Source organism: Pseudomonas umsongensis, from assembly GCF_012647205.1.
Classification (GTDB): domain Bacteria; phylum Pseudomonadota; class Gammaproteobacteria; order Pseudomonadales; family Pseudomonadaceae; genus Aquipseudomonas; species Aquipseudomonas umsongensis.
Window position 1 is genome coordinate 2,834,613 of record NZ_CP051487.1, and the last position, 12,137, is coordinate 2,846,749.

General features: G+C 62.2%; 7 protein-coding genes. All 7 read right to left on the reverse strand.

The genetic code is table 11. The features are described 5' to 3' along the window. Positions 1 to 11: 11 nt before the first annotated feature. The 7 genes from HGP31_RS13010 to HGP31_RS13040 all read right to left on the reverse strand — a co-directional run bounded on the left by HGP31_RS13010 (position 12) and on the right by HGP31_RS13040 (position 12,051). A complete protein-coding gene (locus HGP31_RS13010) occupies positions 12 to 1,493 on the reverse strand; it encodes an aldehyde dehydrogenase (RefSeq protein WP_168757889.1) in 1,482 nt (493 codons plus the stop codon). After that, positions 1,490 to 2,323, reverse strand: a complete 834-nt coding sequence (locus HGP31_RS13015) for an alpha/beta fold hydrolase (RefSeq protein WP_020800931.1) — start codon at positions 2,321 to 2,323, stop codon at positions 1,490 to 1,492. The genes HGP31_RS13010 and HGP31_RS13015 overlap by 4 nt, the downstream gene beginning before the upstream one ends. Before the next feature lie 42 nt (positions 2,324 to 2,365). Further along, the gene (locus HGP31_RS13020) at positions 2,366 to 2,956 is read right to left on the reverse strand and encodes an amino acid synthesis family protein (RefSeq protein WP_003225712.1); all 591 of its coding nucleotides are present in this window, start codon (positions 2,954 to 2,956) and stop codon (positions 2,366 to 2,368) included. A gap of 2,094 nt (positions 2,957 to 5,050) precedes the next feature. Beyond that, the gene (locus HGP31_RS13025; RefSeq protein ID WP_168757890.1) at positions 5,051 to 6,031 is read right to left on the reverse strand and encodes an AraC-like ligand-binding domain-containing protein; all 981 of its coding nucleotides are present in this window, start codon (positions 6,029 to 6,031) and stop codon (positions 5,051 to 5,053) included. A gap of 98 nt (positions 6,032 to 6,129) precedes the next feature. After that, on the reverse strand, positions 6,130 to 8,220 hold the full coding sequence (capA, locus tag HGP31_RS13030) for a caprolactamase subunit alpha (protein WP_168757891.1): 2,091 nt from the start codon (positions 8,218 to 8,220) through the stop codon (positions 6,130 to 6,132). A 34-nt stretch (positions 8,221 to 8,254) separates the two neighbouring features. After that, positions 8,255 to 10,000 carry a caprolactamase subunit beta gene (capB, locus tag HGP31_RS13035; RefSeq protein WP_168757892.1) on the reverse strand — a complete coding sequence of 582 codons (1,746 nt, stop codon included), beginning with the start codon at positions 9,998 to 10,000 and terminating at the stop codon, positions 8,255 to 8,257. A gap of 983 nt (positions 10,001 to 10,983) precedes the next feature. After that, positions 10,984 to 12,051 carry an alpha/beta fold hydrolase gene (locus tag HGP31_RS13040; protein WP_020798549.1) on the reverse strand — a complete coding sequence of 356 codons (1,068 nt, stop codon included), beginning with the start codon at positions 12,049 to 12,051 and terminating at the stop codon, positions 10,984 to 10,986. Positions 12,052 to 12,137: the final 86 nt, after the last annotated feature.

Here is a 12,137-nt window from a genome sequence, read left to right on the forward strand (position 1 = left end):
TCTCAGGACTCCTAGCGCATCACAAACGGATCAGGCATCGGTGCCTGGGAAAGATTGATCCACACCGTTTTCAGCTCGGTGTAGGCCAGCACGGAATCGATGCCGCTTTCGCGTCCATAGCCACTGTTCTTGAAGCCGCCGATCGGCGCCATGGCCGACACGGCGCGGTAGGTATTGACCCAGATGATCCCCGAACGCACGTCCCGGGCCAGGCGATGGGCACGGCCCAGGTCGCGGGTCCAGATGCCGGCGGCGAGTCCGAACTGCGAGTCGTTGGCAATAGCCAGGGCTTCGGCTTCGTCCTTGAAACGGATGACCGAGGCCACCGGACCAAAGACTTCTTCCTGCATGATCCTCATCGAGTTGCGGTCGCATTCGAACAGGGTCGGCTCATAGAACCAGCCTTCGCCCAGGTTCTGCACACGCTTGCCACCGAGGCGCAAACGCGCACCTTCGGCAATGGCATCCGCCACCAGGCCTTCCACCACGGCCAGTTGCTGGGCAGTGGCCATCGGGCCCATTTCACTGCTGTCTTCCTGCGGGTTGCCGATGCGGATGCGCTGGGCGCGTTCCACCAGGCGAGCGACGAATTCGTCGTAGATTTCGTCCTGCACCAACAGACGCGAACCCGACACACAGCTTTGCCCGGACGCGGCATAGATCCCGGCGATGGCGCCGTTGATCGCGCTGTCGAGGTCGGCGTCGGCGAAAATGATGTTCGGCGATTTGCCGCCCAGTTCCAGGGACAATTTCGCGAAGTTCTCGGCACTGCTGCGCACCACATGCCGGGCCGTGGCCGCGCCGCCGGTGAAGGCGATCTTGCGTACCAGCGGATGGCGGGTCAGGGCGGCGCCGGTGCTCGGGCCGTAACCGGTGACGACATTGACCACTCCCGGTGGAATCCCGGCTTCCAGCGCCAGGCGCGCCAGTTCCAGAATGGTCGCCGAGGCGTGTTCGGACGGCTTGATCACGATGGTATTGCCTGCCGCGAGGGCCGGCGCCAGTTTGATCGCGGTCAGGTACAGCGGACTGTTCCACGGAATGATCGCGGCGACCACGCCCATGGCTTCGTGCACGGTGTAGGCAAACAGGTCCGGCTTGTCGAGGGGCAGGGTGCCGCCTTCGAGTTTGTCGGCCAGGCCTGCGGTGTAGTGGAAGAACTCCGGCAAATAGCCGACCTGGCCGCGGGTCTCGCGGATCAGCTTGCCGTTGTCGCGGCTTTCCAGCTGCGCCAGTTGTTCCTTGTTTTCCGCGATCAGGTCGCCCAGGCGCCGCAGCAACTTGCCGCGTGCGGTGGCGGTCAGACCGCGCCAGGCCGGGCTGTCGAAGGCGCTCTGCGCCGCCTGTACGGCGCGCTCGACGTCGGCTTCGTCGGCATCGGGCAATTCGGCCCAAGGTTCGGCCAGGGCTGGATTGAGGCTTTCAAAAGTCTTGCCGGACAGGGCATCGACCCATTCACCGCCGATGCACATCTGGAAGCGTGAGAGAGTCATGCAACGATCCCCTTAATCTGGTTTGGTCGGGCGTGCGCCGTGTCGAGGAACTCCAGCAACAGCTGGTTGACCAGGCGCGGCGATTCTACGGGCATCATATGCCGCTGCTCGCCGAGTACGGCAACCTTGGCGCCGGGAATGCGCCCGGCCAGTTGCTCGGCCATTTCCGGGGTCGACCCCGGATCGAGTTCGCCGGTAGCGACCAGCGTCGGCACCTGGATGCTGGCCAGGTCATCGGCGCGGTACATGTCCTGGGTGGCGAACAATTCATAAGTAGTCAGGTAGCCCTGCGGATCATTCTGCGCGAGCGTCTGGCGCAAAGCGGCGATCTGCGCCGGATTGGCTGCCTGGTATTCGCGGCTGAACCAGCGCGACAGTGCGGCTTCGGCGTTGGCATCCGGCCCGTGTTCGGCCGCCTGGGCTGTGCGGGCGATGACACCGGCGCGTTGCTCGGCGGTGCGATTGAACACACTGTTGAGCACCACAAGGCTCTGCAGGCGCTGCGGGTAATGCAGGGCAAAAGCCCGCGCCACCAGGCCGCCCATGGAGAAACCGATCACTGCCGCCTTGGGCAATTGCAAATGATCGAGCAGCTCCAGCAACTGGTCGGCGTAACCGAGCAGCGGCGTGCCGCTTTCCGGACGCGGGCTGGCGCCATGACCGAGCATGTCGTAGGCGATCACGCGGTATTGGGTGGCCAGGCCAACGATCTGGCCGCCCCACATTTCTTTGTTCAGGCCCACGCCGTGGATCAAGACCACGGGCTGGCCTTGGCCGGTCGCCAGGTAACTGGTGCCAGCCGGGGTGCGTTCAGCGGTGAGCCGAATCATGGAGCGCTCCTGCATACCTTTTTGTTGTAGTGACCGACCGGCTTACTGGGCTTTTTCGGCGGCCAGTTCTTCCAGGTCGATGTAGCGATTGCCGATGCGTGGGTGCAGGCGGCCGCCATCGGCGCAACCCAGGACCACGACGATTTCGTCGGCACGCGGCGCGTCTTCGATCTGCATTTCCAGGGTGATGTAGTGCGAACGCAGGCCTTCGTCGTCCTTGTGCATCATCGGGATCTGGATGGAGGTGCCCGGGCCGCCGCGCTTGTTGGTGAAGCTCAGGTAGCTCTTGGCTTTCACCGCTTCGCGGTAGTGGTTGCCGAAACGCAGGGTGTGGATCACTGCGGAGGCGTGTTCGATTTCACCGTCGGCGCCGACCACGGCGGCCTTGCCGTACGCTTCGATTTTCTCGGCACCGCCGATGATGCCCACCAAGCGCTCGACCATCAGCGCGCCGAGGTCGGAGCAGTTGGCGCGGATCTGCGGCTTGAGGTCTTCAACGAAGCCGTTGCCCACCCAAGGGTTCTTCATCACCACGGCCAGCCCGACCATGGTCACGGGCTTGTCGGTGGCCTTGCCGCCTTCAATGAAGGTTTCTTCGACATAGCTGACGATCTTGCGGATTTCGAAACTCATGAGCTGCTCCGTATCAGGGTGAAAAAGTGTCTGTGCGTATGATGGTATACCATAATACTGGATGCGCAATACCCTGAAAGGAGTTTCTGGTCGGATGGTGATGAAAACTGTAGGAGCGAGGCTTACCCGTGAAGGCGGCCTGACAGCCGACCTGTGTTTGGTTGACTGCGGACAGACCAGCAATCCGGTCGGCTGTCAGGGAGTACATATCCATTGCTGCGATAACGGCCTCCTATGGTTTCGCTTTTACAGCGACTCCCTTTTTCAAACACCAAAAAGGAAGCAAAAGGCTTTGCCCCACCACTTGGTGCCTCGCTTAGGCTCGGCATGCCCTCACTCCGGCATTGCTCCGTGGGTCGCCGCGATGGGCCATCCCTGGCCCAGCGCGGCTAAACCGGCGTCCTGCCGGTTTACCCACTGCGCAATGCCTGCGTTCGGCCATCGTGGTTAATGGGGCGCCCGCGATCAACAGCAAAGCGAGGCGGCCTTAAAGCCGACCTGACTTTGACGGGTGCACCTGGATCCCCTGTGGGAGCGAGCCTGCTGACGATTGATCGTTCCCACGCGCAGCAAAGGAATGCCGCCAGGGACGCTCCGCGTTCCGCTGACGACGCATTAATTGAGCCGTGCGCAACGGTGATGCGAAGCGTCACAGGAAGCCCTGTGTGAAATGGGTTGTCGGAGTACATATCCATTGCTGCGATAACGGCCACTTATGGTTTCGCTTTTACAGCGACTCCCTTTTTCAAACGCCAAAAAGGAAGCAAAAGGCTGTGCCCCACCACTCGGTGCCTCGCTGGGGCTCGGCATGCCCTCTCTCCGGCATTGCTCCGTGGGTCGCCGCGATGGGCCGTCCCTGGCCCAGCGCGGCTAAACCGGCGTCCTGCCGGTTTCCCCACTACGCAATGCCTGCGTTCGGCCATCGTGGTTAACGGGGCGCCCGCGATCAACAGCAAAGCGAGGCGGCCTTAAAGCCGACCTGACTTTGACGGGTGCACCTGGATCCCCTGTGGGAGCGAGCCTGCTGACGATTGATCGTTCCCACGCTCTGCGTGGGAATGCCGCCAGGGACGCTCCGCGTTCCGCTGACGACGCATTAATTGAGCCGTGCGCAACGGTGATGCGAAGCGTCACAGGAAGCCCTGTGTGAAATGGGTTGTCGGAGTACATATCCATTGCTGCGATAACGGCCACTTATGGTTTCGCTTTTACAGCGACTCCCTTTTTCAAACGCCAAAAAGGAAGCAAAAGGCTTTGCCCCACCACTCGGTGCCTCGCTGGGGCTCGGCATGCCCTCTCTCCGGCATTGCTCCGTGGGTCGCCGCGATGGGCCATCCATGGCCCAGCGCGGCTAAACCGGCGTCCTGCCGGTTTCCCCACTACGCAATGCCTGCGTTCGGCCAGCGTGGTTAACGGGGCGCCCGCGATCAAAAGCAAAGCGAGGCGGCCTTAAAGCCGACCTGACTTTGACGGGTGTACCTGGATCCCCTGTAGGAGCGAGCATGTCGAATCGTCGCACCGTCGCGATGGTCGTCAACGATGACGCGGGGCACCTGGTAGCCCGCGGTGCTCTCAGGTTCATCGCGAGCATGCTCGCTCCTACAGAGGGTATGCGTATGGCTTCCGGTCAGGCCGGCCGGTCGGCCGCCTCGCTTTTGATTGTGATCTGGCTTTTGATTTTCTTGCCCCATCGAGAGGCCGAGTGGAGGTTCTGCGCAGTGGGTAAACCGGCAAGGATGCCGGTTTAGCCGCGCTGGGCCAAGGATGGCCCATCGCGGCGGGCCCACGGAGCAGGACCGGAGCGAGGGTATGCCGAGCCTTAGCGAGGCACCGAACGCCAGGGGCAAGAGCCCTTGGTTACTTGGGGCCGGGCGGCGTTCCGTTTTTCCAAGTGACTCGCCGTAAGGGCGAAACCCCAAGTGGTCGTTACCGCAGCAATGGATATGTACGCCTGAAAGACAATTATCGCCTGCCAGGACGCCTTCGCCGGCAAGCCTGGCTCCTACAGTTAAAGCGGAACCCTGAGTGGTCGTTACCGCAGGAATGGATATGTACACCAAGGGAACGGCTCGGCTGTCAGAGCTGAAACCTGCCTCAGACACCAATATTCGAAGACGCAGCCAACCGAAACCCACTGCGCACTTCCCTGGCCGTACACCCAAAGTGCTGGCGAAAGCTTCGGGTAAATTGCGCCTGGTCGCTGAAGCCCCAGCGCATGGCCAGCTCGCCGATCGACAGGTGGCAGTTGGGGTCGCGCAGGCCTCTGTTGACCGCCTCAAGGCGGCGCAGGCGAATCCATTCCCCGAGGCTGTAGGGCGTGGTGCTGAAGAGTTTATGCACATAGCGTACGGACAGCCCACAGGCCTCTGCGATCATTGGCGGCGCCAGGTCCGGGTTGCCCAGTTGCTGGTCGACGTATTGCTCTATGCGTTGCAAATGCAGGGCGGCCAGGTTCGAGCTTTCGCTGCTCAGCACCCGCTCATCATCACGCAATGCCATCAACAACGTCGAAAGGGCCTGCTCCAGCAGCATATGCCGGGCGGCCTCGTCGCACTCGTCGAAACGTGCGGCGCACATCGCCAGTTGGTCGACAAAGACCCGCCCGAGTGCGCGCCTGGCGTCGAAGCACAGGCGCGTGTAGCGTTCGGCTCCGCGCAATTGGCCATGCAGCGCGCGTTCGGGGAGCTTGAACACCCACAGATCGTTGTCGCTGGCATAGTGAAAGCGGTAGGGCGCGTCGCCCCGTTCGAAGATGAAACCACCCGGTTGGCAATGCAAGGCGCGGCCGTCCTGTTCGAAATGCACTTCGCTGCGCCGCGGTACGGTGACGAGGTAGCAGGCTTCGTGGTCTTCGCTGACCTGGGCTTTGCTGCGCGAATAGCCCAGTTGGCTGGAGCGCAAGCGAGAAAGGGTTAGCGCGGTGCTGCCGGTTTCCCAGATCTGCAGGCTGCCGCTGAAAGGGCGGTCAGGTGCGAATTCCAGGGACAGCGGAAAGTAGGCACTGCCAATGGCCTGGGCCCAGAGCGGCTGGCGTTGACTGTCTGGCCAGGAGCGTGTGGAGAGTTTGTAGGCCATGGCTGCCCTCGTATCTTTTTTATTATGAGGACGGTGCCGACGCAAAAAAAGCCGTCGGCACCGTTGGGTTGCCATCATTTGCCAATGTCTACGGGCGGTCAATCACCGGGTGTCAGCCGGTAGGTGGCCGATGGCGCGAGCGTGGCCTGCCAGCCAGGAGGGACAACGATGTTGGTGGTCGCCTCTTCGATCACGCAGGGGCCTTTTACCGTTTGCCCCGATTGCAAGCGGTCACCGTTGTACACCGGCGTTTGCTGCCAGGACGACTGGGCGCTGAACAACATCGACCGATGATCGGTGGCCTTAGGCGCGACATCATCGATAGCCGGCGGTAGTTCCGGCATGGGCGGACGTTGCAGGCGCGCAATTACCGAGCACTCGAGGTTCACCAGTTCTACCGGGCTCTCGGTTTCGCTGTAGGAGAACAGCGCCTTGTGCCGGGTATGGAACGCCTCACGCAACGCAACCAGGCCCGACTGATCCAGCTGATCGCAGGTCAGCTCGACGCTGCACTCGTGAATCTGACCGAGGTAGCGGATCTCCAGGTTGTAGAGGCACTGGACGTTATTACCAGCGCCAAAGCCATCGTCGCGCAGGTTTTTCATCCCGCGCTCGCGCAGGTCACGCAAGGTCTGGTTGAGCAACGGCAGGTCGACCAGTTCGTCGTCGAGGCGCATCGGCAGCGTGGTCAATTGGTCGTAGCGGATATCGGAAAGAATCTGCCCGTAGGCGCACAGCCCGGAAGCCACTTTCGGAATCAGCACCACCTTGCTGCCGATTTCTTCGGCCAGGCGCATGACGTGCATGCCCGCCGCACCGCCCGCGCCGATCAGGGCAAAGTCCCGTGGGTCATAGCCGCGTTCGACCGACACCCGGCGAATGCCACTGACCATGTTCAGGTTGACCAAGGTGATGATGCCGATCGCCGCGCGTTCGAAGCTGATGCCCAAGGGTTCGGCGATTTTGCTCCGGATCGCCTCTATGGCGGCCTGGCGATTGAGCCGGATGCTGCCGCCCAACAGCGCGCCGTCGGCCAGGTAACCCAGGGCCAGGTTGGCGTCGGTCACGGTCGGCTCGGTGCCGCCCTTGCCGTAGCACACCGGTCCCGGGTTGGCGCCGGCGCTGCGCGGGCCGACCTGGAGCATGCCGAAATCGTCGAGATAGGCGATCGAGCCGCCTCCGGCGCCGAGGGTTTCCACCTGGATCATCGGCACGCCGATGCGATAGCGCAGGAAGTCAGTGTCCTTGCTGAAGTTGGTGCGTCCTGACTTGCTCAAGGTGATGTCGAACGAAGTGCCGCCCATGTCCACCGTGATCACGTTGTCTATGCCGAATGGCTGCGCCACGCACAACCCGGCTTGCGGCGCGGACGCGGGCCCTGAGTTGATCGCATTCACCGCGCGTTCGCGCATCACCACACCGGGTGCCAGGCCACCGTTGGATTGAAAGTAGCGCGTGGGCTGCTGCGCGCCGAGCTCTTCGAACAAGGCGTCGATGCGTTCGATGTAGCGGCCCATGACCGGGCTCAGGTACGCGTTGACCACGGTGGTCGAGGTGCGGGTGTATTCGCGGATCTGCGGGAACACTTCGTTGCCGGTGCAGACGAATACACCCGGCAATGCCGCGCGCACCCTCTCGGCGGCGCGTTGTTCGTGGCTCGGATTGCGCACCGACCAGACGAACGAGATGGCCACGGCCTTGACGTCCTGTTCGCGGAAATACTCGATTGCTTCAGCAATCGCGTTTTCGTCGAGGGCGGCGTATTCGCTGCCGTCACTGAGGATCCTGCCGCCGATGGGGCGCCGCAGATGACGCGGCACCAGCATGTAGGCCGGCGGGTAGCTGGCATCGTAGCGATGGCCGTCTTCCTTGTGGCCCAGGCGGATTTCCAGGCTGTCCTCATGCCCTTCGGTGCACAGCAGGCCAACCTTGACCCCGGTTTTCTCGATCAACGCGTTGAGGGCCACGGTGGTGCCGTTGATGCACAGGTCACAGTCGCCAATGATTTCGGCGGGGGTGCGGCCGATGGCGTCAGCGATTTGCGCCAGCCCGTTGCGGATGGCGATCGTGCCGTCCTGGGGCGTCGACGGTGCCTTGAACAACTGCACGTTGCCGCTGCGATCGGCCAGGATGAAATCGGTGAAGGTGCCGCCGGCGTCGATGCCCAGGCGATATTGTTGCTTGCTCATGATCAGGGGTTCCAGATAGCTCAAAGGGGGGCGATCAATGCGTGGCGCGGCACGCACGAGTCGCGGCGTCATCGACCTGGCCGTTGCCGTCGATCACCACGCCGTATTCCAGGCGGGCGCCTTCGCGGGACACCAGGCCGTTGCGTACGTCGTCGGCCACGCTGGCAACCGGGCGCCGCAGGGGATCGCCATAGCCACCGCCGCCAGGGTTGATGTTGATCACCCGTTCGCCCGGTTGCGCGATGAGCTGCGCGTTGTAGATAAAGGACTGCTCCTCACCGTCGTTCTTGCGGTGAATCAATCGGCCCAGCTTCGGTTCGAGCAGGACGTTGTTCGCGTCCGCGGCACCAGACGTCGGCAGTTGTCGACCCTCGCCAAAACCGACCACGGTCATCGCGTGATCCAGCGGTTCGATTTCGATTCGCGTGCCAGAACCACCGCGAAATTCGCCGGCACCACCGCTGTCAGTCATCAGGCTGTAGCGATGGATGAGGATCGGGTAGGCGTACTCCAGCAACTCGATATCACCGGACATCAACGCGCCGAAACAGCACAACGGACCGCACGCCGGCCAACCGTCCATGGCCTTGTTCGCACCGGCACCGGAAATGATCGAGGCGAGCACCATGGTCACGTACTCGTCGTTGCCATTGCGCGGATCATGGCCGGCAATGTTGATCCCGCTGGCGTGGCCCCAGGAGGCCGTGACCCGATCGGGGGCCGCTTGTTCCAGGGCCTGGCGCACCGCGTCGGCCAGGGTTTCCATCGGTGTGGTGGTGCTGTTGACGTGGGGCGCCGGTTCCTGGGCGTTGCACAAGGTGCCCGGCGGGCCGAGGTCGACCGTCACGCAGCGGTACAGCCCTTCGTTGTACGGTGGCGGTACCTGGGCGAACATCATCAGCCCCAGGTACACCCCGGACACCGAGTTGCCGGCGTAGGAGTTGATGAAGTACGGCACCTGCGGCGGACTTTTGATCAGGATGTGCGCCTCGTCGCCGCGAATTTCCACTTGCGCGGTGATCGACAGTTCACCCAGCCCATGGCCCGAGTCTTCCAGCACGGCAGTGCCGCTGTAGAGGCCATCCGGTACTTCTCGCAGCAAGGCCCGCATGTGCCGGTCCGCCATGTCTTTCAATTCGGCGATACACGCACGCACCTGCGCCACGCCATAACGATCGAGCAGTTCCAGCAAATGCCGTTCACCCACATTGCAGGCGCCGTACTGGGCGTTGAGATCGCCTTCCTGATAGGCCCGGGCGCGCATGTTGGTCAGCAGCAGGTTGATCACGTCTTCACGGCGCTTGCCTTGGGACCAGAGCTTGACCGGCGGGATCCGCAAGCCTTCGGCGTAGATTTCCCTGGCATCCGGGTTGTAGCCGGCAGGCACCGGTCCGCCGATGTCGGTCAGGTGACCTTTGCACACCGCCCAGAACACCAGCTCGCCTTGGTAGAACACCGGTTTGTACATGCAGCAGTCGAGAATATGGCTGCCCATGTAAGCGGGGTCATTGTGATAAATCACATCGCCTTCCTGGACGTCATCGCCGAAGAAACCGGCCACGCATTTCATCGCCGGAATCAGCGATCCGAGGTGAATCGGGATGTCCTGGCCTTGCAGGATCATTTCCGGAAGGTGATCGAAGAGTGCGTTGGAGTAATCGTGGGCCAGGTTGAAAACGCTTGAACGACCGGTTTTCTCAAGGGTGATGGTCATTTCCCGTTGCGCGGTTTCGAGCGCGCCACGCACGACTGCCAGGGTGATCGGATCTACTGTGCTCATGGGTCACCAGAAATCTTGTTGTTATTCAGGTGGAGGTCAGGACGAACGTCTAACCCACGACACAAAACTACGCGCTCGAACCAGGGGCTGGCTTGGCGCAAAGTGCACTGGTTTTTGATTGTCAGTGCACTTGTGATGGCGGCCTGACAGCCGACCAGGATGTTGGTGACTGAGTACATATCCATTGCTGCGGTAACGGCCGCCTATGGTTTCGCCCTTACGGCGAGTCCCTTTTTCAAACGCCAAAAAGGAACCAAAAGGCTTTGCCCCACCACTCGGTGCCTCGCTTGGGCTCGGCATGCCCTCTCTCCGGCATTGCTCCGTGGGTCGCCGCGATGGGCCGTCCCTGGCCCAGCGCGGCTAAACCGGCGTCCTGCCGGTTTCCCCACTGCGCAATGCCTGCGTTCGGCCATCGTGGTTAACGGGGCACCCAGATCAAAAGCCAAAGCGAGGCGGCCTTAAAGCCGACCTGACTTTTTACAGATACCCCCAATCCCCTGTGGGAGCCAGCCTGCTGGCGATGGACGTTAACGATAACGCGCCCTGTCTGGATGAACGCATTGCCTGGTAGTCCATCGCCAGCAGGCTGGCTCCCACAATGGGATCGCTGGCAGACCTGCAATCAGGTCGGCTTTAAGGCCGCCTCGTTTTGGTTGTTGATCTTGATCTGGCTTTTGATGTTCTTGCCCCCTCGAGAGGCCGAGTGGAGGTTCTGCGCAGTGGGTAAACCGGCATGGATGCCGGTTTAGCCGCGCTGGGCCAAGGATGGCCCATCGCGGCGGGCCCACGGAGCAGGGCCGGAGCGAGGGTATGCCGAGCCTTAGCGAGGCACCGAACGCCAGGGGCAAGAGCCCTTGGTTACTTGGGGCTTTTCCAAGTGACTCGCTGTAAGAGCGAAACCCTAGGTGGCCGTTACCGCAGGAATGGATATGTACTCGGTCTACAAAATCCAGCTCGGCTGTCAGCCCCCTATCGCAGGGGCCTCAAAGATGATCCGCATCAATCACCGCCTTGGCGAACGCCTGCGGATCTTCCTGTGGCAAGTTGTGGCCGATGCCGCCGCTGATCAGGCGGAATTCGTACTTGCCGGTAAAGCGCTTGGCGTAATCCTCGGGGGCGGGGTGCGGTGCGCCGTTGGCGTCGCCTTCCAGGGTGATGGTCGGCACGCTGATGGAAGGTGCGGTGGCCAGTTTCTGTTCCAGCGCTTCGTAGCGGCTCTCGCCCTGGACCAGGCCTAGGCGCCAGCGGTAGTTGAACACGGTGATGTCGACATGGTCGGGGTTTTCCAGCGCCTTGGCGCTGCGGTCGAAGGTGGCGTCATCGAAGGCCCATTTTGGCGAGGCCGTTTGCCAGATCAGCTTGGCGAAGTCATGGGTGTTTTTCTCGTACCCGGCGCGGCCGCGGTCGGTGGCGAAGTAGAACTGGTACCACCACTGCAGCTCGGCCTTGGGTGGCAGCGGGTTCTTGCCGGCGGCCTGGTTGCCGATCAGGTACCCACTGACCGAGACCAGTGCCTTGACCCGTTCTGGCCACAGCGCCGAAACGATGTCGGCCGAGCGTGCGCCCCAATCATAGCCACCGAGCACGGCTTGCTTGATTTTCAGCGCGTCCATGAAGTCGATGACGTCGCTGGCCAGGGCGGCCGGCTGGCCGTTGCGCAGGGTTTTTTCGGAGAGAAAATGCGTGTCCCCGTAGCCGCGGGCATAGGGCATCAACACGCGATAACCCTTGGCCGCCAACAAGGGCGCGACTGCGTCATAGCTGTGTATGTCGTACGGCCAACCGTGCAGCAGAATCACCACCGGGCCATCGGCCGGGCCCGTTTCGGCGTACGCCACGTTGAGCAGGCCGGCGTTGACATGCTTGAGCGGGCCAAATGGCAAATCTGCCGCCTGCGTGACGCCAGCCGCTGTCGCAGCAGGCTGTAGGGTAGCGGAGGTTTGTCCGTGAGCGGCTCCCAGGACGCCGAACAGACTCAGCGCGAGGATCGAAGCGCTGATCAGACTGCGGCGGGGTTTACCGGTGTTGTCGTTCTGCTGTGCCATTTTCATCGTGATCTCTCCCTTGCAAACCGCTGGCCAGGGGACCCAGCCGATCCCCTTCAAACCCTGCCTGCATTTGAGCACGATGACGTATC

Bases quoted from the DNA above. Each gene is read 5' to 3' on its own strand.
- HGP31_RS13010 (WP_168757889.1), bottom strand. From the start codon at position 1,493: ATGACTCTCTCACGCTTCCAGATGTGCATCGGCGGTGAATGGGTCGAT.
- HGP31_RS13015 (WP_020800931.1), bottom strand. From the start codon at position 2,323: ATGATTCGGCTCACCGCTGAACGCACCCCGGCTGGCACCAGTTACCTG.
- HGP31_RS13020 (WP_003225712.1), bottom strand. From the start codon at position 2,956: ATGAGTTTCGAAATCCGCAAGATCGTCAGCTATGTCGAAGAAACCTTC.
- HGP31_RS13025 (WP_168757890.1), bottom strand. From the start codon at position 6,031: ATGGCCTACAAACTCTCCACACGCTCCTGGCCAGACAGTCAACGCCAG.
- capA (WP_168757891.1), bottom strand. From the start codon at position 8,220: ATGAGCAAGCAACAATATCGCCTGGGCATCGACGCCGGCGGCACCTTC.
- capB (WP_168757892.1), bottom strand. From the start codon at position 10,000: ATGAGCACAGTAGATCCGATCACCCTGGCAGTCGTGCGTGGCGCGCTC.
- HGP31_RS13040 (WP_020798549.1), bottom strand. From the start codon at position 12,051: ATGAAAATGGCACAGCAGAACGACAACACCGGTAAACCCCGCCGCAGT.